Here is a 21,597-nt window from a genome sequence, read left to right as displayed (position 1 = left end):
AAACAAACCGTAGTTACCGGGAGATTCGCCGGTGAGTGGCTTCCATGACTGTAACGACTGCCCGATAAGGACGCCTTTCCTTATTCAGAGGGTTGAGGCGCAATGGAACGGAAACCCAAAAAAGGGGAGCTTCAGTTAATTTTACTCTGACCCTCAATTATTATGACCCTCAATTATTCCATGCACGGCCAATTTCGCCCCGGTGGCGGTTTTTGGCGGCTTGCTTCGCGAAGCCGCCCTACGATGCGGTAGGGTGTGCTGACGATAGGAAGCGCACCGGTTTTTGATGCGCTTCACGCTGTTCAACATCCGAAGGCAAGACGGTGATTTGAGTAGGAGCGCCGCCCTCGGCGCGAAAAGAGCCATTCGGCCCTAGGGCGGGCCTCCTACGGGCAGTCGCCCTTGGCGCGAAAAGCAAGTAATCCGCATGTGGCTATGCGAAATGCAGGTCAACGAGGTCCTGAACGATTCAACCGTGACTGGAGTAAGTTAAACGTTTGGGGCGGGTTAAATAACCCGCCCCGCCCAGAGGGATGACGCGATATTAACCAATGTGTTGGTTCAGGTACTTTTTAATGAGGGAACCCTGGCGATGTCATCGAGCCAGGCCGCGGCGCCTTGGCCGGCGACAAAACCGCTGGCTAAACAGGCCGTCAATAAATAGCCGCCGGTAGGCGCTTCCCAGTCCAGCATCTCACCGGCGCAAAAAACGCCCGGGCAGGCCCTTATCATCAGCTTGCTATCCAGCGCCGCAAAGGCTACGCCGCCGGCCGTGCTGATCGCCTCGTCGATCGGCCTGGGCGACGCCAGGGTTAACGGCAAGGCTTTAATCAACGCGGCCAGACGCTCAGGGCCGGCCAATATTTCCACCGTTCCCTGTTCGCGCAGCAATCCCGCTTTCACGCCCTTAAGGCCCACGGTTTTACGCAGATGATTGGCGAATGAATTTTTACCGCGCGGCCTGGATAACTTTTTCACGACAGCCGCCAGGCTAAGGCTGGGCAGCAAATCGACGACCAGACCGGCCTGGCCGGCAACGGCGATGCTATTCCGTATCGGGCCCGACAGGGCATAAATCAAGCTGCCTTCCACGCCGTTCACCGTGACATTGAATTCGCCTGACACCCGAAGACTCTGTCCGTCGGCATCGGTAAACGTCGCCGTCACGTTTTTCACCGGCTGACCGGCATAAACTTCGCGAAAATGCTCGCTCCAGCCGATATCGAAGCCGCAATTGGAAGGCTGTAGCGCCTCGACGGCGATCTGCTTGCGTCTCAACAGCGGCGCCCAGGCGCCGGTCGAACCCAGTTTTGCCCAGCTCCCACCTCCTAAGGCAAGCACCACGGCATCGACGGTTAAGGCTTTTTCGCCGTCCGGCGCCGCGAACGTCAGCCGCTTGCCGCCGTCCACCTCCGACCAGTCCAACCATCGGCGCCTGACATGAAAACGCACCCCTGCTTCGCGCAAGCGGTGCAACCAGGCCCGAAGCAGCGGCGCCGCTTTCATCTCGGTCGGAAATACCCGTCCGGAACTGCCGACAAAGGTGTTGATGCCCAGCCCATGCACCCAGTCCCTCAGGTCCTCAGGCGAAAAGGCCCGCAGCAGCGGTTCGATCTGCTCTCTACGCTCTCCGTAGCGGCTAATGAAACGATCGAAGCCCTCGGAATGGGAGATATTCATCCCCCCCTTGCCAGCCATCAGAAACTTGCGTCCCAATGACGGCATCGCATCGTAAAGGTCGACCCGGACGCCCTTGCGGCTGAGCACTTCCGCCGCCATCAGCCCCGCCGGTCCTCCGCCAATCACGGCCACCGATCTCACCGCATCTGACTTTGTTGATACAGTCATCAGATTAACCGATCCGTTTTTTGGGTCCGCCCCGGCCATGCCGGATAATCAGCGGACAAAACAAGAAGCCCAGAAAAACGCCCAAAGCCACGACACCGGACAACGTTCTCAACGCGGCGCTATCGGCGGTGATCAGGCAGCCGAAGGCCAAAACGCTGGTCAGCATCGAGGCGGCCATGGCCTGATAAGTCAGCGCAATATCGCCGCCGCGGTTTTCCTGGTAGAAGATGCCGTAATCGACACAAATCGCAACCGCCAGCAGGAAACCGACCAAGTGCAGAAAACTGACAATGGCGCCGCTTAAGGCCCAGGCGCCGAAAATGAACAACGCGGCCAATGCGGCCGGCAGCAGGGTTTGCATGGCCTTGAACAGGCTTTTATAGCGCGCCATCAATATCAGTACGATCAACGCCAGCCCGGACATCAACAGCGTTTTCGCCTTGTTCGTATAGTCGCTCAACATACCGTTCAGCATGTCGCGGTAGCTGAAATACTGCACGCCTTCCATTCCGGCAAAGGCGGCTTTTACCGCCTCATAGTCATGTTCCGCGATCCACACCATGACGATCGTCTGCCGCTCGTCTTCGATGACGCGACTGTCGATCAAGCGCTTCACCGGCGTGTCGAACACCTGCTGCAACGTCAACGGCTGCTTTTGCGGGTAATCGAAATGTCCCAGCGCCTTCATCGACAGGCCTTGTTTTTTCAGTGCGTCGCGCCACAAGGCCAGATTTTGCTCGGTCAAATATTCGTTCAGCACCCGCCGGTTATACTGTTGGCGATTGGCCGACAACAACCAGGGATAAAGTCCGAAATAAGCGGATAATTCGCCCTGACCTTGCAAGCGTTCCAACACCTGATAGACCTGCTCGGTTTTTTGCAGCGCGGCTTCGGTGTCGTCACCGGTGACCAGAATAAAACGGCCCGGTTCGATGCTGACCATGCGTGCGCGGATGCGTTTGTCATTTTCCTTCAGATAATTTAACTCCGGCGTCAGTTGCTGCATATCCTCCATCCAACGCAAAGACTGCAAGCCCCATATCGTCGCGACCAGACCGACCAGCAACAAAGCCATCAGCGCAGGCCGATAACGCTGACAGAACAGCGCCCAGCCTTTGACCAGCGGCATGTTGAGCGAACGGTGCTCCCGCGTCTTGACCAAGCTCGGCAAAACGAACCGGGTCAACAACAAGGCCAACAGAATGCCGGTGCCGGCATAGACGGCGATTTGTTGAAATCCGGGATAGCCTGAGGCGCCCAAAGCGAAATAACCGATCAGAGTCGTGAAGCCGCCCAACACCATGCTGGGCCAGATTCTGGCGATCACCGTCGGTCTTTGCTGTTCGGCAACGGTGTGCGCATGCACCAAGGCATGAATCGGATAATCGATGCAGATTCCGACCAGTGTGGAGCCGATCGCCACCGTCATGCCGTGGACATAACCGAAAACCGCGTCGGTGGCCAGTATCGCCGACAGTATAACGATCAGCAACAGACTGAAGACTTGAAACAACGCCGAGAAGGAGCGAAATATCAAAAAAAACAATACCAGCAGGGCGACCGATGACAGCATACTGACTCTGTTGATATCGCCTTTGATCAGGTTTTGCGTCGCGACGGCGAAAATCGGCACGCCGGTCATGTCCAGTTGATATTGGTTCTCCCAGGCCTGATTGAGCTCGGTGAATTGGTCATGAATGGCTTGCTGGATGCGGCTCTGCTCGGGAACATCGAGGCCGGCCGCGTCGGTCTCCAGAATCAGGTTACTATAGCGCGACTGCTCGTCGCTGGCCTGCCGCGCTTGCGCCACTTGCGACTGAAAACCGTTCAACGTCAATAATAACGGGTCGTGAATGGCGACTCTTTTAATTAAGCCGCCTTGCGGAGACAACAACGCTTTTTTCAGAAACTCGGCCCTGTCCTGCAAACCCTGCGGAGCAAAGATTTTGGCCAGATCGGCCTCGGGATCGAGACTGTAAAGCATGCCGGCATAACCGCTGTATAAATCCAGCATCGTCTGCACGGTCTCTCGTTGCTGTTTAGCCGACCAGACGTCGACGACCCCATCGATTCCCTTTAAACGCTGTTGCAAGGCCTTGCTCAGCTCATTCGGCACCTTGCCTTGCTGCTTGCTCCCCACCGAAATCAAATAACGCCTGGACAAAGCGCCGGACTGCATTTCGCTGGCCAGCAGTATTTCCTCGGCATTGTCGCCGGCCAGTATAAACGCGGAGATATCGGTCTTCAGCGTCACCGTCATCCATGCGACCAAAGCCAGCAATGGCGGCAATAAATAGAACAGCAGTTGCCCCCGGCTCAAGCCAGGGATCTTGAATCGTTGCAATAATGTGCGCACGCGTTATTCCTATTGTCCCTTATGCTTCGAGGATGGCCTTTTTTGCGGCAGCGCCAGGCCTGCCTACAGAAAAATGCCTATTCATCGGCGCCCAACAATTCTTGATAAAGCTGTTCCATACGCGCTTTGACTTCGCCGCCTTCGGCCTCTTTTTCCATGCTGATCTCACGGCTGTCGCCATCGGCCTGCTCCACATGGATACGTTCGGCCTGCTTGCCATGCGCGCCGGATATCTCGATCCGGAACGGCGAATCGGGATCGTTCTTGGCCCTCAGCACCATGGACCAGCGCTCCGGCAACGAGACAAACTCCACCTGATACAGGCTGTCCAGCAGGGCTTGATCGGCCGTCATCAAGGCTTTGAAAACGGCGATATTCAGCGTCATCGGATTATCGGCGTCCATGACGCCCTGATGACGAACCTCGTTGCCGGGATCGAAATACAGCATCTGCTCGCCATTGATACCCATCAACACCCGCTCGGGCCTTAACTGTTCCTTGATCATAAGATCCGGCGGCAGCGAATACATATAGCCGCTGCCATGCCAGGGTTGCTCCATCAAAGCCAGCGTGCGGGTTTCTTGATAGGCGACCCTGACCGCGGTATCCGACTTCATCCGCTGCATCAACGCAGCTAATGTATCGTCGGCATGAACACTGTTGCCGACCAGAAACGGCGTCAACGCCAAACTCAGACAGTAGTTTTTTAGATCATTTAGTTTCATTCAACGCGCCTGTACATCGAGCCAGATTTTGCGACCATTGACGATCATCGTCCTGATCGTCGATTGCGGATCGGGTATGCCCAGATCGGGAAAGCGAAAATGTCGGTAGACGTATTCCCCGATCATCAGCAGGCCGATCATCAAATAAATAAACACGCCATTATAAAGCGTCCACCAGAAGTCGCTACCCCAGACCGCCAAAGCCACACACATCAGCGCATTGAAGGCAAAAAAAGCGGTCCATAACCACGTCAATTGCCGGCAATATTCACTGACGCCGGGCGGAAATTGCGGAAACTCCAGGCGCACGAAGCTTTCGATAAATGACGGCCCCTTGCCTTTCAGCAAGGTCCGCCCGAAAAAATACATCAGCATCAGCTGAATCAGCACCGGCAATACCTTCGCGGTCAGCGTCTGCAGATAATAAGCGCCCAACAACAGCGCTATCGCAATCGACGCCTTGTAGAGTTTGATCCTGGCGTTGCGAGCGGCAAAGGCCTGCAGCAAATAAAGAGCGGAAAAGATGGACGGCGCCAGCCAAACCATGCCGCTTTCTATGCCTCGATAGACCAGATAAGGGTAAGCCAAAAATAAACTGGTGACGACCACCCCTTTGACGATTCCGAGCATGATCAGAGTTTCCCCGGCAATTTAATCTTCAACCCAGCTCACCTTGCCGTTCTTGAAGTGCACATTGAAGCGATTGAAGCGGCCGCTCCAATAGACCCAGGTATCGCTGTCCAGGCTCATCGTTTCGGTAACCGGCGGATAGCCTATCGCGACGATCACCGCCTCTTTGCGCATGCCCTTCGCCGCCGTGCCGCTTTTAATATGCTGTCTTTCCAGACGGGTAAATTTCGACAGATTGACCTTGTTCTTCGCGAACAACTTGTCGAACGCAGCGATGACATCATCGCCGGTATGCTTCTCGACATTCTTCACCAGTAACTTCTGATTGGAGTCATCCAGCGCCACTTCGATCGTCTTAGTGGTGATTTTGAGCAAATTAACCGGCGTATTGACCGGAATGGAAGCGCCGCGGCGATAATTGGTGGTGACATGCGTCCCCTTTTCATAACGAATGACAAACTGGGTGTAGTAGGTGTCGCCAACGGCAATGTGCGCCGGCAGTTCATTCGGCTTCAGCACTTTTTTACAGGAAACCAGTGACAGGGCCACCAATACCAGCAGCAAACCTCGAGTGATAATACGCATAACTATTTCTCCTCTCCGACCGGTCTATAACGCAACGACCGGGACATCAGATAATAAATAACCGAAAAGACGACAAATACCGTCAAGCTTACAGCGCCAATCTTACCAGTTAATGGGATCAAACACAGCGAACTGAACAATTCGATCAAAATCAATGCGATTAACACGGTAGCGATCATTTTATTGTTCAATTTCGTGCAACAATACGCCCCCAACGGCGCTCCGACCACGACCACCGGAATCGCCGCCAGCCAGTAAGCTTCCACTCGTTCGTTAAAATCGCCGATGACGAAGACATGCAGCATGAAACCGACCAGCGAATTGATCGCCATCAAAATCACCGACGTCGGCGTCGAGACTTTTTCCGTTAACCGGAACAGCAGCACCATCACCGAAAAACAAATGATGTCGATGCCATTGCCGACCAATCCGGTCATGCCGCCGCCGACCACGCCGGTCAATAGCATGCCGGCTTTTTCCGGCCAGCCGAACAGCGGCAAACGACGATTATAGGCGCGGACTCGCCAATTCAGCTGCGCCAAGGTCAGGGCGAAACTAACGACCATCGAGGTGAACAGCATTTTCAATAACGCCGGCTCCAGCATAGGGGCTATCAGCAAGGTACTGAATACAACGCCGAACGCGCCGCCCAGACTGGCCCATAAGACCAAGCGCCAGGCCACATCGATACGCATGACGACAATCGTCAACGTTGCCGCCGTCATGCCGACGCTCTGAATCGCCAACGAGAAGACCTTGGCCTCCAGCGGCGCAATCTGCAACACCTTGGTAAACACCGGAAAGGCGATCGCGCCGCCGCCCTCGCTGGTGGCGCCGGCGATGAAGGAGCCGAACACCATGGTCAGGCTCACCGGCCAATTTGCTTCGACAATGGCAAGCGTATCGGGCCTGCAGTAGCCATACCATGCAAGCCACACCAGTAGGGTCAGCGCAACGCTGAAAAATAGCGATTTATTCAATTTATCGAGGTCTATGTATTACGAGGAATGTTAAGGGGAGAGTAGACTATTGATTTCTCAGTCTATCTGCAACTGTTCTTCGCCATCGATGGCTGACCTGAAAAAATCCAGACGGACCTGATTGTAAAGGCTGCGGCTAGCGCGTATAGTTTGGCTAAGCCTGAATATTTTTACTCAGAGTCGCTATCACCCCGAACGATTTGTCCATTATGGCGAGTGCTCTGCATTCGTGGGGTCATGTTGCAGCAGCAGCAGCAACCAACAACCGTCTTTGTTAGTTGACAGAACAAACAACTTGTCATGATAAAAATCAAACAAGGCCTGGACCTACCGATCACGGGTCGACCGGAACAGATTATCAAAGCGGCGGCGCCGCCGACCAGCGTAGCGCTGCTGGGAATCGATTACGCCGGTTTGAAGCCTCATTTGGAAGTCCAGGAGTCCGATACCGTCCGCAAAGGCCAGGTCCTGTTCAGCGACAAAAGGTTTCCATCGGTGATTTATACGTCGCCGGGCACAGGTACGGTTACGGCGATCAACCGAGGCGAAAGGCGCGCCCTGCTTTCGGTCGTCATCGAGCTGACGGACAGCGACGAACAAGTTCAATTCCAGTCTTATTCGGACGCTGAAATCGCGACATTGCCGCGCCAGACCGTCATCGAGCAACTGCTGGCTTCTGGCCAGTGGACGGCATTGCGTTCGCGGCCGTTCGACAAGGTGGCCGATCCGGAAATCGTCCCCCACTCCATTTTTATCACCGCTATCGACAGCAATCCTTTAGCCCCGGCCATCGCCCCGATTCTACAAGGCCATGAACAGGATTTGCTGAACGGTCTGCGCTTACTGAGCACATTAACCGACGGCAAGCTGTTTCTGTGCAAGGCTCCCGAGACCCATTTGCCTGATATCGATCTCGCCAAGCTGGTCATCGAAGACTTTTCCGGCCCTCATCCGGCCGGTAACGCCGGCACCCATATCCATTTCCTGGACCCGGTGTCTTTGGACAAGACTGTTTGCCATGTCGGCCTGCAGGACGTCATTGCCATCGGCAAATTATTCTCTAGCGGCAACCTCTATACCGACCGCGTCGTTGCATTGGCAGGGCCGTCGGCGCTCAACCCCAGGTTGATCAAGACTCGTGTCGGCGCCGGCCTCGAAGACCTATGCGCCGGCGAACTGATCGATGGCGAGCAACGGATCATCTCCGGTTCTGTGCTGTCCGGCCACACGGCCAGCGGAGCCACCGCCTATCTAGGTCGTTTTCATCAGCAGGTCTCGCTGCTGCCCGAAGATAGGAAACGCCAATTCTTAGGCTGGCTGGGCCCAGGGCTCAACCGTCATTCGGTCAAGCCGGTCTTCCTGTCCCGCTTTCTGCCAGACACGCGCTTCGATTTCACCACCGCCAAGAACGGCGAGGTGCGCGCCATTCTCCCCAGCGGCAATTTTGAAAAGATCATGCCGCTGGACATCATGCCGTTGTTCCTGTTGCGCGCCTTGGCCGTCGAAGATATCGAAGAAGCGGAGGCGCTAGGTTGCCTGGAACTGGCGGAGGAAGACCTGGCCCTTTGCGCCTATGTCTGTCCCTCCAAACTGGAATTCGGTCCGCTGCTGCGTAAAAACCTGGATTTGATCGAAGCCCAGAGCCGGGAGGAGACATGATGAATAAGAAATTCTCATCTCTTTTTGCCAACGATGGCAAATGGCGGCGTTTCCAGCCCCTGTATCAGGCGATCGATTATTTTTTATACACGCCAGGAACCGTAACCCGTGGCGCGCCCCACGTCCGTGACGGCATGGATTTAAAACGCCTGATGATCACCGTGATCGTCGCACTGATTCCGGCGGTCGTCATGGCTTTTTACAATACCGGCCTGCAAGCCAATCTGGCGCTGCAGTCGCAGGACGCGGCGCAGGCTTCGGGCTGGCGCGGCGTCCTGCTAACTGTGCTGGGCGCCGGCATCGAGCCTAGCAGCGCCCTCTCCAACTTGATACATGGAGGGCTTTATTTCTTGCCGCTTTATTTCGTCACCCTCATCGTCGGCGGATGCTGGGAAATATTGTTCGCCTGCGTCCGCAAACAAGCCGTCAACGAAGGTTTTTTGGTCACCAGCCTGTTGTTCGCGCTGACGCTGCCGCCGGATCTGCCCTGGTGGCAGGCGGCGCTCGGCATCTCGTTCGGCGTCGTGATCGGCAAGGAAATCTACGGCGGCGTCGGCATGAACATCCTCAACCCGGCCCTGGTCGGACGCTGTTTTCTGTTTTTTTCCTATCCCAGGGAAATGACCGGCAATTCCGTCTGGGTCGCCGTCGACGGCTATAGCCGCGCGACACCGTTGGCGGAATGGGCGGACCCCGGCCTGACACTCTCGGCCTCCTGGAGCGACGCTTTTCTCGGCTTCATTCCCGGCTCTATGGGGGAGACCTCGACCCTGGCCTGTTTGATCGGCGCAGTCATCCTGATCATCACCCAGGTCGCTTCATGGCGGGTCATGGCCGGGGTGGCGCTGGGCATGACGATTCTGGCCCTGCTGTTCAACTGGGCCGGCAGCGCGACTAATGCGATGTTTCAAGTGACCCCGCTCTGGCATCTGGTGTTGGGCGGCTTTGCCTTCGGCGCCGTGTTTATGGCCACCGACCCGGTGTCTTCGGCTCATACCCGGGCAGGTCAATACGTCTACGGCTTGCTGATCGGCGCCTTGACGGTGCTGGTCCGGGTCATCAACCCCGGTTTCGCCGAAGGCATTATGCTGGCGATCTTATTCGGCAATATCTTTGCGCCGACGATCGACCGTTTTTTCCTGGACCGCCATATCGAAAGAAGGCGTAGGAGGCTGACCAGCGATGCCGAACGCTAATATCAAACAATCGATCAAAGTCATACTCGGCGTTTGCCTGGTCTGTTCTTTTTTCGTGTCCACCGCCGCGGTATGGCTGAATTCGATACAGCAACAGAACCGTCGCCTCGATCGCATCGGCAATATTCTGAGCGTGGCCGGCCTAGCGGGTCATCGTAAAAATATAGAACAGATATACCGGGATCGCATCGTGCCGGTCATGATCGATTTGGCCTCGGGCGAGCGCGTCGAACCAAGGCGATTCGACGACGTCCTCAACATCGAAAATTTCGACATCGAAACGCTGGCGTCGGATTCCGATTACGGCGTGGCCATTCCGCCCGAACAGGACATCGCCAAGATCAAACGACGGCCCCGCTATATGGTGGTCTATTTGGTCAAAAAGGATAACCGTTTCGATCAAGTGATTCTGCCGGTTTACGGCAAAGGCCTGTGGTCAACAATGTATGGCTTTCTGGCCCTGAACAACGATCTTAACACCATCGCCGGCATCACCTTTTATCAACACGGCGAAACCCCGGGACTGGGCGGTGAAATCGAAAACCCGAAATGGCAGCAAAGCTGGCGCGGTAAACGGGCATTCAACAGCGCAGGAGAAGTGATCATCGAAGTGGTGCGCGGCGAAGTCGAAGCGAATTCTCCCGACGCCAAGCATCAGATCGACAGCCTGTCCGGCGCCACCCTGACCAGCCGGGGCGTCGACAACCTGATTCACTATTGGCTGGGCGAACACGGCTACGGCCCGCTGCTGGACCGGCTCAGACAGGGGTCGCTCGCCGATTTAACCGCCGCAGGCAAACAGGAGTGAAGCGATGCTGGAACATTATCTAAGCCTGTTTCTAACCTCGGTTTTTATCGAAAATCTGGCGCTATCTTTTTTTCTGGGCATGTGCACGTTTCTGGCCCTGTCTAAACGTCTGCATACGGCCTACGGCCTCGGCCTTGCGGTGATCGCGGTGCAATCGATTACGGTGCCGATCAACAATCTGATTTATCAACAGGTGTTGAAAAGAAACGGCCTGGCCTGGGCCGGCCTCAGCGATGTCGACCTGACCTTTCTCGGCCTGCTCACCTATATCGGCGTGATCGCCGCGATGGTTCAGATTCTGGAAATGGTCATGGACAAATTCCTCCCTAGGCTTTATCACGCCCTGGGCATTTTCTTGCCGCTGATCACCGTTAATTGCGCGATTCTCGGCGGCAGTCTGTTCATGGTCGAACGCGATTACAGTTTTCCGGAGAGCGTCGTCTTCGGCTTTGGCTCCGGGGTCGGTTGGGCGCTGGCGCTCGTCGGCTTGGCCGGCATTCGGGAGCGCATGAAATACAGCAATGTTCCGGCGGGCTTACAGGGGCTGGGCATCACCTTCATCACCGCGGGGTTGATGGCGATGGCATTCATGCTTTTTTCGGGCATCGAGCTGTAGACTTCGATGGCTCAGTTTGTAGACATTGACCGGAGCGGTAACTATTCAGCAGGATTTTATCGAGGGAATCGGTTGTTGGTTTGTTAGACTGACTGCAACAGGATGCTGTCAGCGTTTTCAGGAATGTATTTCACCGTCCTGAGAAGCCAATGGCCTGCTACCTCAAAATGTAATAGCATTGAATCAATACCCGGAGCGCAGCAATTCCCACTTTGGCGTTCAAAAAGGGCATGGGGTGTGTTTGGCGAGGATGTCGGCAGCAAGGATGCTGCCGTCAAGCCCCCATGGATGGGTTTACGGCGCTCCTCGACAGACACACCCCATGCCCTAACCCCGCAAAAATACTCAAACTGATGAATTGCTGCCCGGAGCGTTGTCCAAACCCTTATGACGACAATCGGATATATCGGGAGCATGTAATGAGCGACTTTAGTCAGATCATCCTGGGCATGGCCTTGTTTACCATGATCGTACTGGCGCTGGTGTTGATCATTCTGTTTGCCAGATCCAAACTGGTCGCGCAAGGCAATGTCGAAATCGCCATCAACGACGACCCCGACCTCGGCCTTGACGTTCCGGTTGGCGGAAAACTGTTGAATCGCTTGGCCGAAAACGACATTTATCTGCCTTCGGCCTGCGGCGGCAAAGGCACCTGCGGCGAATGCCGGGTGATCATCAAGCAGGGCGGCGGCGAAGTGCTGGACACCGAACGGGCCAAACTCAACCGCTTTCAAATCGATCAGCATTACCGGCTGTCATGCCAGGTCTCGGTCAAGGAACCGCTGAGCCTGGAGATACCGCCAACGCTGCTGGCGGTGCAAAACTGGATCTGCAGAGTGCGTTCCAATCACAATGTCGCGACCTTTATCCGGGAACTGGTGTTGGAACTGCCGGCCGATATCGATTTCGATTTCCGGGCCGGCGGCTACATCCTGCTGACCGCGCCGCCCCATACCGTCAAGTACAGCGACTTCGACATCGCCGAACGCTTCAGGCCGGCCTGGGATAAATTCAACTTATGGCGCTACGTTTCTGAAACCGAAGAACCGGCTGTGCGCGCTTATTCGATGGCCAATTACCCGGAAGAAAAAGGCATCATCATGCTGAACGTGCGCATCGCATCGCCGCCGCCCGATCACCCCGAAGCTCCGCCGGGTCAGGTTTCTTCCTATATTTTCGGTTTAAAATCCGGTGACGAAGTCAGCATCTCGGGGCCCTATGGCGAATTCTTCGCCAAAGACACCGACAATGAAATGATTTTCGTCGGCGGCGGCTCCGGCATGGCGCCGATGCGCTCGCATATTTTCGATCAATTGAAACGCTTACACAGCCAGCGCAAAATATCATTCTGGTATGGCGCGCGCAGCCTGTCCGAAGTGTTCTATGCCGACGATTTCGATGCCTTGGCAAAGGAGCACGACAATTTCTCCTGGACTCTCGGTTTATCGAATCCGTTGCCGGAAGACCACTGGGACGGAGCGACCGGTTTCATACATCAGATACTCCATGAGAATTATTTAAAAGACCATAAAGCGCCCGAAGACTGCGAATATTATCTGTGCGGGCCACCGATGATGATCGATGCCGTCAACGAGCTGTTGTATGATTTAGGCGTCGATGAGCAAAATATCCTGTTCGATAAATTCGGCGGATAAGTGGAACCGAAATCACGCCGGTAAAGTTGGCTTACTGCATCGACCGGCATTAACATGGCTATTCAATCCATTGGGAGGACATGGTTTATGAAAATATCATCGCTGGCGCTGCTATTTTTCCTCATTTCCCTCCCCCATGTTTCCGCGGCGATGCGATGCGGCCAGCGACTGGTCGAAATAGGCGAGCATAAAATCGATGTGCTGAAAAAATGCGGCCCACCGACGCTGGCGGAGCGCCGTACCGGCATCGTCGGCGAAACATTTCACCATCCGCGCAGAACCCTGGACCTTGAAAAATACGAAGAAGTCATCATCGACGAATGGGTCTACAACTTCGGCCCGCGCAAGTTCATGCAATATCTGCGCTTCGAAAACGGCATTCTGATGGAAATCGACGACCTCGGCTACGGCTATTGATTGCCTGCACCCATGACTTCGATCCGAGCGACGGCCCCGCTATTAATCTTGTTGCTGACCGTCGGCTGCACAGTTAAAAATAATGCGCTGACGACGCCGCTTGATGACAGGCAAACGGCGTGCTGGCGGTTTTATCGAGACGCCGACCACATCGTCTTTGCCCACGGCGTCGAAGATAGCGGCGAAATGCGCGTCTCAGCCTACCCGTTCCTGCGCAGCAATCGATTTCTGGCTTCGTTCGACGCCACCTCCATGTCCACAGAGGCTTACGCGCAATGGCTGGAGTTGCTGCGCCGAACCGATCAGCAGGCAAGAATGCTGGAATTCGCCAATTTACCGGCCAAAGCAAAATTAGAAATCACCTCCCGGTTGCCGGTCAATACGACTTTTCGGCAACGCTTGCGGCAATGCGGCCGTATTCTGCTCGAAGCAACTCTTACGGACTCGGAAAGCAAACGGCAATTAGCGCGGCGGACCGCCGTGCCCGATGACTATCAAAGCTGGCAACGCATCGTCGGCCTATATCCGTTGGCGCGCTGGTTCGCCGAAATCGGCATCGACGACCTGCATCGAAAACTGAAAAAGCCCTTTCATCTGCCTATCGAGCAAATTGCGGCCTCTGGCAGACTGACTCGTTATCGGCCGGATTCGATGACGACGCTGAGTCAACAGCAAGTCGGCGCAATGCTCGCGGCCTCCTATCGCAACCCGCTGAAGATTCCGTTGCTGGCGCCGGATAAGCTGGAACGGCTCTTCGCCCATTTCGCCCCGGTTTGGGAAATCGACACCCGCAATGAAACCGATCTGGTCGGCGCTATGACGCTTGATGAAAACGGCAGACCTAAAGTCGACGGCGAAAATCCGACGGTCTATGTCAAACACGCCTATACCCGTTATCACGGCGAGAACCTGCTGCAATTGATCTATCAAATCTGGATGCCGGCGCGGGAAAAAACCGACGCTTTCGATCTCTACGGCGGCGAGTTGGACAGCGTGATATGGCGCGTGACATTAAATCGCCAGGGCTTACCGATCGCCTACGACAGCATCCACGCTTGCGGCTGTTATTACCTGCTGTTTCCGGGCAGCGGCTATCGCGCACTGTCGACCGAAGCGGATACGGAACCGGTACTGGCCCCGAAAACGGTCATGCTGGACCCTTACCGGCAAAGACCGCTGCTCCGTTTGGCGAGCAGAACTCATTATCTGCAGCAAATAGCGCCATACAATGCTTCCGGTTACGCCGAAGCCTATCGCTTGCAGGCTTATGACCATCTGCGTTCGCTGCCCTCGGCGGAAGGTCAACGCCGCAGTCTGTTCGGCCCCGACGGCATCGTCGAGAAGAGCCGGAGAAGCGAACGCTTCTTGTTATGGCCATTCGGCGTCGCCAGCCCCGGAGCGATGCGGCAATGGGGCAGCCACGCCATCGCCTTTATCGGGCGACGTCATTTCGACGATCCCTATTTATTGGTAAAACTGATCGCCCCACAAACACCGGAGTAGACCTGCAGCGACTGTGAGGCAAAAAGCTATTCTCGTGATTGGCTTTGTTGCCGGCATAAGCGATCCGCTGCTTTCAGCAGGGTGGATATTCGGCAGGGCTACCTCATTAAATGAATGAGTGGCAAAACAGAAAATTAACAACAAATACGCCAGGCAGGATGATGATATGAACTCCTCTCCTTTCCCAGGAGTCCGACATGAATTAAATAACCCGCCCCGCGTACACGGCCAATTTTGCCCCGGAGGCGGTTTTTGGCGGCTTGCTTCGCGAAGCCGTCCTACGGTGCGGGTAGGGTATGCTGACGATAGGAAGCGCACCGGTTTTTGATGCGCTTCACGCTGTTCAGCACATTCGAAGGCAAGACGGTGCTTTGCGTAGGAGCGCCGCCCTTGGCGCGAAAAGCAAGTAGCCCACATGTCGCTATGCGAAATGCAGGTCAACGAGGTCCTGAACGATTCAACCGTCACTAGAGTAAGTTAAACGTTTGTGGCGGGTTAAATAATCCGCCCCGCCCAAAGGGATGACGCGATATTGACCAATGTGTTGGTTCAGGTATTTTTTAATGAGGGAGCCCTGGGGTATTCGGTGCTCGCCTTGCTTAGCGCCAATAGCAAGACCGGCCTGCCTATGAGAGGGACGTCGGGGTGCTATCAGCATCGATAGAGCGCTGCATTTACGTTGCCCTACGGAGATAACGATCGATATCGACCCGGTCGATTTGATCCGGTTTCAGGTAACGTTTGGCGTAATCGAGATAAACGCCGCTGCTTAAAAACAACTCGAACACCTCGCGATCGACATGCTGTTCCTGGACCATACGATAGAGTATCGCGATCGCCTCACTGACCGGCTTCGGCTCCTTGTAGGGTCTATCAGCCGCCGTCAGCGCCTCGAAGATATCGGCGACGACCAATATCCGCTCCGGTATCGATAAATCGGCCGCCGTCAATTTCCTCGGATATCCGGTGCCGATCAGGGTTTCATGATGAGTCGAGGCGTACTTCGGCACCCGCGCCAGCTCCTTAGGAAATGGCACGCTTTCCAGCATCTTGATCGTGCTGATCATATGCTCGTTGATCTTGAAGCGGTCCTCGGCCGTCAACGTGCCTTGGGATACGCTTAGGTTATACAGCTCGCCCAGATTGTACAGTTGTTCAGGAATTTCCATGCGGATACCGAGTTCAGGGGCATAATCGACATCGCGGTAACGCTTGATGATATGCTCCGGCTTATCGCTCAGCAATTGTTCCGTCGCCGGTAATGACGGCGGCTCCGAGTCGAAACGCTCCAGCTCCGTTGGCGACAGGCCCAGACGGTCGTCGAAATGACGCTGCCAGCTTATCTGCGCCAAGGTCTGCAAACGGGCGGTATCGGCTTCGGCCAGGTGCTCGCCGCCGATATTGCAGCGGGCGATAAATGCGAAATCGTCCGTCAGTTGCGCACGCTTCCGCTCCAACTCGGCAAACAGACGTTGCGTCTGTTCCGGCGCATTGACAGTTTGTTTCAGGCAGTCGATTTCGGCGTCCCGCCATAACACCTCGAAACGCATCCTGATTTCATGGATGCGGTTATAGATCGTCTCCAGCTTGGTCGCCTTATCGACGACGTGTTCCGGCGTCGTAATTTTGCCGCAATCATGCAGCCATGCCGCGATCCGATATTCACGCAGTTCCTCGGCCGAACGAAAACAAAAATCTCTGAATGGTCCGTGATCGGAACGCTCCGCCGCTTTCGCCAGCATCAGCGCCAATTCCGGCACTCTGGCGCAATGTCCGGCGGTATAAGGCGATTTATCGTCGATCGCCTGAGCAATCAAACGAATGATCGATTCCATCAATTCTTTCAGCTCGTGCTCATGCTGTTTGATCGCAAGCGCCATTTCCCTGATCGAAGTGACCAGCTCATGAATCTCGATAATGACGCTGTCGGTCAACACGACTTCGTCGTATTTGCGGTGCTTGATCTTTTCGTTTTCGACGGCCAGTCGCCTGATCGGTCTGACGATCGGCGACGCGAACAGCCAGGAAACCGGCAACAACAGCAACAACACGGCGCTAGTGATCAGCAACGACATCTTGACCTTGTCGAGACTCTCGGCCAGCACGTCGTCGGTGGGTATCAGCGCGGCGAAATACTCCTTGTCGATGCCAACCCCGCCCAGCGAGGTGATGAAAACGAAATAATCGCGGCCATCGATCTCCGTTTGCCTGAGCCGGTTAAGGCTTTCGTGCTGCCCGAGCCAGTCCAGCAATTGCGGATACGGCACCGTCGCCATGTCTTGATCGGCCGGTTCCGTATCCTGACCACCGAACCACTTGGCCGCCAACGCCTGGCGTCGCTCCGGACCGAGCGCTTGCAGGGCGGCATTCAAAATCGTCATTAACTCGGCATGCTCCTTATGAAGCACGAAATGCAGCTCATTGGGCAACGGCAGTTTCGACGGCTCCAAGGTTTCATGAAAGCGTAGCCCATTGATAAAAAACTGTTCCGCCGTATTGCGTAAAATGGCCGCCGAATCCAGCGCCGCATATGCCTGCCCGGATGCCACCGCGGCCAAGGCCTGCCGAGTAGACGCCGTCTCCAGGATGCTAATATCCGGATAATGTTTGACGATGGCGTCGATCGCCGACCAGCCCTGCGGAATCGCCAGCGTCTTGCCGCCCAGCTGATCGAGTCGGCGAATTTCCGCCACGCCTTGCCGGGTCGCGACGGCATAAGGCAATGTCAGAATCGGTCGGCTAAAAAGCCCCAGATCTTTATTTTCGGCGCCCGCGAAAACCGGTTGCAGAATATCCAGATCCCGTTTCCTGAACATATCGACCAAGTCCGGCCAGCGATAGCCGTTGACAAACTCGACTTCGATCCCTGTCATCTCGGCCAGCAGGCGAATCAAATCGACGGCGTAGCCTTTAGGCTCCCCGGCGACGGCATAATCGATCGGCGGCCAGTTCATTTCGTTCGAGATTCTCAATTTACCCAGCCCGGCCAGATAGCTTTTCTGCCGCTCGTTCAAGGCGAGCGGTTCGACCGTTGGCGAGACGACTTCAGATCCACTCTCTTGATTGCTGGCGATGATTTCTCCGTTACCCCGGTATAGGTAGATTTCGCCATCCGAACTGAGAGGCTGCCTTTTCAGGTAGGTCGACAGCGAAGACAAGGTGATGTCGACAGCCAACACCGCCTTCGTCGAAGGAATGGCGGCCGAATAGGTTTGTCCCGGCGTCTGGAGTTGCTGAAACAAATAGGGCTGGGTTTTATAGACTTCAGACGACGCGTTGATGAACCAGGGCCTTTGGCTGGCGTCAAATTCGCTACGCTCCCGGCGCGTGATCCTCAGTTTGAAATTCTCGTCGAGGTAATCGAACCTACGCATACGCCTTTCGCCAGCGCCGCTGACCGTGATCGCGACCCAACGGTCGTCCGCCGACGCTCTCAGTTGCCCGCGAATCAGTGGGTTGGTGTCTAAATTGACCAGCTCGTAAAAATCACCGTCGGCGAATCCGATATAAATCGCATAATAGATCGGATTGGCCCGCATTACCTCGGCAAATAGCGCATTGGCGTCCGGGTTGACCCAACCGTCGACCACCAGGCCGGGAAATTTCGTCAGGATTTGCGTCGTCTGCACCGCCTTGTCGTCGATCGCAGCCAAAAAATCACTGGCGCCGGCGGCGGTCAATTGGTGACGAGACAAGGCTCCGTCGATCGCCATCGCGCGGCTGAAATAATACTGCAGGCTGACGGCAATCGCGACGGTAAACAGCGTCGCCAAGATGAAAACGCTGACAACGGTCAGACGAATGGAAAAGCGGAATTTCTTCTCTGCCTTCATCAGCGCAATAGCTCCTTTACAGAGGAAAACGCGGAATAAATCCAATCCTTGATTTCACAGCGGGGCAGACTAGCCAATCAGGGTGTCGTACAGAATCTGCAACGCCACGTCGGCCACCGCATGCTGGACGCCGATATGAAAACAGATTTGCGAGGGGCTTTGGTCGATCATCTCGATCGGAATATGGGCATCCCCCAAGGCTCCTAACGCATCCACCATCGGAAAGGAGTTGCCTTTCAGTCCCATGCCGACCGGCGTCAATATCGAGAGATTGTAAACCACATCCATGAAATCGGGCTTGAGTTTTTGCTCGATCCGGCGCCGCAAATCATTGATCGTGCCGGTCAAATCATTTTGATTAACCACGACGGAGATATCGTCTTTATCGGTCGGATAGTGATAGGTCTGAATGCCAAAGTCCTGAAAAATACTCAACAGTTCGGCGGTAAAACCGATCTCCTCGCCCAGCTGATCTTTCTCGAGGTAAATATAGGCGACATTATCGAGCCGAGCGATCCCCACTACCCCTTCTTCCGGAACCCTCTCCGACAGAATCACCGTGCCGGGATCGCTGGGCTTGTTGGTGTTGCGGATATGAATCGGAATCTTGCGCTCGCGGCAAGGCAGCATCGCGTTCAAGTGAAAGACATTGAAACCCTTCGACGACAACAGCCTGATTTCCTTGAAGGTCAACCGCGGAATCGCGCGCGCACGACTGATCAGGCGAGGATCGGCCTCGAACACGCCACTGACGTCGGTCCAGTTTTCGTAGCGGGCGGCATCCAAGGCATGGGCGATTTCGCTGCCGGTCAGATCCGAGCCTCCGCGAGAAAAAACCGCGACTTCACCACGCTCGGTCACCCCGTAAAAGCCCGGCACGACCGCGATCACGTCGCTGTCGAGTAAAGTCGCGATTTTGTCATAGGAGGGTTCGAGCAGCTGCGCATTCAAGTATTCATCGCTGACCTGAAAGCCAAAATCCTCCGGCAATTTCACCTCCGCTTTCATGCCGTGTTTGCTGGCGAAATAAGCCGCGATGATCCGGGCGTTATAGTGCTCTCCGCGCGAAGACAGAAATGCGATCCGGCGTTCCCCATGCAGAGAGGTTTCCAGATCGCGACGCAATTCGCTTAACAAGTTGCCCGTATCGACGCCAAGATCCTGGATAATCCCGCTGAAGCGCTTGATCACCGCTTCTTTGCTGGCCGCGGCGCCGATATTGAGGCGTTGCTCACGAAAGTGCGCGCCGCCGGTGGCGATGTTGATCAGATGATCGGTGATTTTTTGTTCATTGGAATCTATGCGGCCGGGTGCCGAGACGACGACGATACGGCGCTGGTCGTCATCGGCAACAATCCGTCGCACTTTTTCGATTTGATTGCTATTGGCGACGGAACTGCCGCCGAATTTACATACGATAATATCAGTCACCATCAAATTCCGTTGATGAAAAAACACACGATGATGCGCAAGTCCCGGGACTGCGGCGGTCGTTATTCACTGTCTCCGGTCAACAACTTATGACGCTTTTCAACCAAGACAGCCAGCGACTGCTCTACGATCTCCAGCCCTTCGTGCAACAGATCCTCCTCTATCAATAGCGACGGCAGAAACTTCAGCACATGGTCGTTGGCGCCGGCGGTTTCAATTACCAGGCCGCGCGTAAAGGCCTCTGCGGAAGTTTCGCCGGCCACCCCGGTCTGCGGCAAAACCAGCCCCTGGACCATGCCCAGGCCGCGAACGCTAGCCCCAAGCTCCGGAAACTTGGCGGCGATGCGCTCCAGCTCCTTGCGCAATAAATCGCCTTTGTATTTCACCGCCTGCGCGAGATCGTCATTATCCCAATAACTCAAAGCCTGGGTCGCGGCGATAAAGGCCAGGTTATTGCCCCGGAAGGTGCCCGTATGCTCGCCCGGTTGCCATTGATCGAGTTCAGGGCGCATCAACAACAACGCCATCGGCAGACCGCCGCCTATCGATTTGGACAATGTCACCATATCCGGATAAATGCCGGCGCGCTCAAAGCTAAAGAACGTTCCGGTGCGGCCATTGCCGACTTGAATATCATCGATAATCAGCAGGATGTCGAACTCGCGACACAGTGTTTCCAGCGCCTTGAGCCATTCGATACTCGCGACATTGATCCCGCCTTCGCCCTGCACCGTTTCAACAATAATCGCGGCGGGCAAATCGATCCCGCTACTGCCGTCTTCAAGAAATAGTCGCAAATAATCGATGGTATTGACGTCTTCCCCCAGATAGCCGTCATAAGGCATGAACGCAACATTGCTGCGCGAACCGTAGGACTCGTCCTTGTAATCATAGTTACCGGTCACCGCTAATGCGCCCAGGGTCAGACCGTGATATCCGTTGGTAAAGGAAATAATATTGGAGCGTCGTTTGATCATGCGCGCCAGTTTCAGCGCAGTTTCGACGGCATTGGTGCCGGTAGGCCCGGTGAATTGCACCTTATATTGCAGATTGCGCGGAGCGAGGATGGTATCGCGTAATTTAGTCAAAAAAGCGCGTTTGGCGACGGTCGCCTTATCCAGTCCGTGGACAATGCCGCCTTCCTGTAGATATTGGATCATCGCGTCGGTCAACAGCGGGTTATTATGACCATAGTTCAATGTGCCGGCGCCGGCGAAGAAGTCGATATAGCGTTTGCCGTGTTCGTCAAACATTTCGGAACCGCGAGCGACATGAAAAATCGCCGGAAATGAGCGCACATAACCGCGGACTTCGGATTCCATTTCTTCAAAAATTCTCATAATGTTAGCCTTTTC

16 protein-coding genes are annotated in these 21,597 nt (G+C 55.2%); 7 read left to right on the top strand and 9 right to left on the bottom strand.

What is annotated here, in order from left to right; genetic code table 11:
* Positions 1-561 precede the first annotated feature (561 nt).
* From Q9L42_RS05665 to Q9L42_RS05640, 6 genes are all read right to left on the bottom strand, one after another.
* Positions 562-1,848: a TIGR03862 family flavoprotein gene (locus Q9L42_RS05665; protein WP_349432241.1), complete on the bottom strand. Its 1,287-nt coding sequence runs from the start codon at positions 1,846-1,848 to the stop codon at positions 562-564.
* Positions 1,849-1,852: 4 nt separating this feature from the next.
* Positions 1,853-4,204: an MMPL family transporter gene (locus Q9L42_RS05660; protein WP_349432239.1), complete on the bottom strand. Its 2,352-nt coding sequence runs from the start codon at positions 4,202-4,204 to the stop codon at positions 1,853-1,855.
* A 77-nt stretch (positions 4,205-4,281) separates the two neighbouring features.
* Entirely contained in the window at positions 4,282-4,929 is a 648-nt protein-coding gene (locus Q9L42_RS05655; protein ID WP_305909404.1) for an outer membrane lipoprotein carrier protein LolA, read from the bottom strand.
* The gene (locus Q9L42_RS05650; RefSeq protein WP_305909405.1) at positions 4,930-5,559 is read right to left on the bottom strand and encodes a hypothetical protein; all 630 of its coding nucleotides are present in this window, start codon (positions 5,557-5,559) and stop codon (positions 4,930-4,932) included.
* Between the two features lie 21 nt (positions 5,560-5,580).
* Positions 5,581-6,144: a hypothetical protein gene (locus Q9L42_RS05645; protein WP_305909406.1), complete on the bottom strand. Its 564-nt coding sequence runs from the start codon at positions 6,142-6,144 to the stop codon at positions 5,581-5,583.
* 2 nt (positions 6,145-6,146) lie between these two features.
* A complete protein-coding gene (locus tag Q9L42_RS05640) occupies positions 6,147-7,124 on the bottom strand; it encodes a sulfite exporter TauE/SafE family protein (RefSeq protein ID WP_305909407.1) in 978 nt (325 codons plus the stop codon).
* 300 nt (positions 7,125-7,424) lie between these two features.
* Between Q9L42_RS05640 and Q9L42_RS05635 the strand changes: the two genes are divergently transcribed.
* The 7 genes from Q9L42_RS05635 to Q9L42_RS05605 all read left to right on the top strand — a co-directional run bounded on the left by Q9L42_RS05635 (position 7,425) and on the right by Q9L42_RS05605 (position 14,978).
* Positions 7,425-8,783 carry a Na(+)-translocating NADH-quinone reductase subunit A gene (locus tag Q9L42_RS05635; protein WP_305909408.1) on the top strand — a complete coding sequence of 453 codons (1,359 nt, stop codon included), beginning with the start codon at positions 7,425-7,427 and terminating at the stop codon, positions 8,781-8,783.
* On the top strand, positions 8,783-9,979 hold the full coding sequence (locus Q9L42_RS05630) for an NADH:ubiquinone reductase (Na(+)-transporting) subunit B (RefSeq protein WP_349432236.1): 1,197 nt from the start codon (positions 8,783-8,785) through the stop codon (positions 9,977-9,979). Before Q9L42_RS05635 ends, Q9L42_RS05630 begins: the two co-directional genes overlap by 1 nt.
* Positions 9,966-10,787, top strand: a complete 822-nt coding sequence (locus Q9L42_RS05625) for a Na(+)-translocating NADH-quinone reductase subunit C (protein WP_349432234.1) — start codon at positions 9,966-9,968, stop codon at positions 10,785-10,787. The genes Q9L42_RS05630 and Q9L42_RS05625 overlap by 14 nt, the downstream gene beginning before the upstream one ends.
* A 4-nt stretch (positions 10,788-10,791) precedes the next feature.
* Positions 10,792-11,403: an NADH:ubiquinone reductase (Na(+)-transporting) subunit E gene (nqrE, locus tag Q9L42_RS05620; protein ID WP_432648880.1), complete on the top strand. Its 612-nt coding sequence runs from the start codon at positions 10,792-10,794 to the stop codon at positions 11,401-11,403.
* 419 nt (positions 11,404-11,822) lie between these two features.
* Positions 11,823-13,058, top strand: a complete 1,236-nt coding sequence (gene nqrF / locus Q9L42_RS05615) for an NADH:ubiquinone reductase (Na(+)-transporting) subunit F (protein ID WP_305909410.1) — start codon at positions 11,823-11,825, stop codon at positions 13,056-13,058.
* Positions 13,059-13,145: 87 nt separating this feature from the next.
* Positions 13,146-13,475, top strand: a complete 330-nt coding sequence (locus Q9L42_RS05610; RefSeq protein WP_305909411.1) for a DUF2845 domain-containing protein — start codon at positions 13,146-13,148, stop codon at positions 13,473-13,475.
* Positions 13,476-13,487: 12 nt separating this feature from the next.
* A complete protein-coding gene (locus Q9L42_RS05605; protein ID WP_305909412.1) occupies positions 13,488-14,978 on the top strand; it encodes a hypothetical protein in 1,491 nt (496 codons plus the stop codon).
* A 674-nt stretch (positions 14,979-15,652) separates the two neighbouring features.
* Here Q9L42_RS05605 and Q9L42_RS05600 read toward each other — a convergent pair.
* The 3 genes from Q9L42_RS05600 to ectB all read right to left on the bottom strand — a co-directional run bounded on the left by Q9L42_RS05600 (position 15,653) and on the right by ectB (position 21,582).
* A complete protein-coding gene (locus tag Q9L42_RS05600) occupies positions 15,653-18,811 on the bottom strand; it encodes an HD domain-containing phosphohydrolase (RefSeq protein WP_349432231.1) in 3,159 nt (1,052 codons plus the stop codon).
* Between the two features lie 69 nt (positions 18,812-18,880).
* Entirely contained in the window at positions 18,881-20,242 is a 1,362-nt protein-coding gene (locus Q9L42_RS05595; RefSeq protein WP_305909415.1) for an aspartate kinase, read from the bottom strand.
* 62 nt (positions 20,243-20,304) lie between these two features.
* A complete protein-coding gene (gene ectB, locus Q9L42_RS05590) occupies positions 20,305-21,582 on the bottom strand; it encodes a diaminobutyrate--2-oxoglutarate transaminase (protein ID WP_305909416.1) in 1,278 nt (425 codons plus the stop codon).
* Positions 21,583-21,597: the final 15 nt, after the last annotated feature.

The sequence above is a fragment of the Methylomarinum sp. Ch1-1 genome (genome assembly GCF_030717995.2).
GTDB lineage: Bacteria > Pseudomonadota > Gammaproteobacteria > Methylococcales > Methylomonadaceae > Methylomarinum > Methylomarinum roseum.
This window is presented reverse-complemented; position numbering and strand designations above follow the sequence as displayed.

Excerpts from the sequence above, each read along its gene's own strand:
- ectB (WP_305909416.1), bottom strand. The coding sequence starts at position 21,582 with ATGAGAATTTTTGAAGAAATGGAATCCGAAGTCCGCGGTTATGTGCGC.
- nqrE (WP_432648880.1), top strand. The coding sequence starts at position 10,792 with ATGCTGGAACATTATCTAAGCCTGTTTCTAACCTCGGTTTTTATCGAA.
- Q9L42_RS05665 (WP_349432241.1), bottom strand. The coding sequence starts at position 1,848 with ATGACTGTATCAACAAAGTCAGATGCGGTGAGATCGGTGGCCGTGATT.
- Q9L42_RS05600 (WP_349432231.1), bottom strand. The coding sequence starts at position 18,811 with ATGAAGGCAGAGAAGAAATTCCGCTTTTCCATTCGTCTGACCGTTGTC.
- Q9L42_RS05605 (WP_305909412.1), top strand. The coding sequence starts at position 13,488 with ATGACTTCGATCCGAGCGACGGCCCCGCTATTAATCTTGTTGCTGACC.
- Q9L42_RS05655 (WP_305909404.1), bottom strand. The coding sequence starts at position 4,929 with ATGAAACTAAATGATCTAAAAAACTACTGTCTGAGTTTGGCGTTGACG.
- Q9L42_RS05650 (WP_305909405.1), bottom strand. The coding sequence starts at position 5,559 with ATGCTCGGAATCGTCAAAGGGGTGGTCGTCACCAGTTTATTTTTGGCT.
- Q9L42_RS05635 (WP_305909408.1), top strand. The coding sequence starts at position 7,425 with ATGATAAAAATCAAACAAGGCCTGGACCTACCGATCACGGGTCGACCG.
- Q9L42_RS05630 (WP_349432236.1), top strand. The coding sequence starts at position 8,783 with ATGAATAAGAAATTCTCATCTCTTTTTGCCAACGATGGCAAATGGCGG.
- Q9L42_RS05645 (WP_305909406.1), bottom strand. The coding sequence starts at position 6,144 with ATGCGTATTATCACTCGAGGTTTGCTGCTGGTATTGGTGGCCCTGTCA.
- nqrF (WP_305909410.1), top strand. The coding sequence starts at position 11,823 with ATGAGCGACTTTAGTCAGATCATCCTGGGCATGGCCTTGTTTACCATG.
- Q9L42_RS05610 (WP_305909411.1), top strand. The coding sequence starts at position 13,146 with ATGAAAATATCATCGCTGGCGCTGCTATTTTTCCTCATTTCCCTCCCC.
- Q9L42_RS05625 (WP_349432234.1), top strand. The coding sequence starts at position 9,966 with ATGCCGAACGCTAATATCAAACAATCGATCAAAGTCATACTCGGCGTT.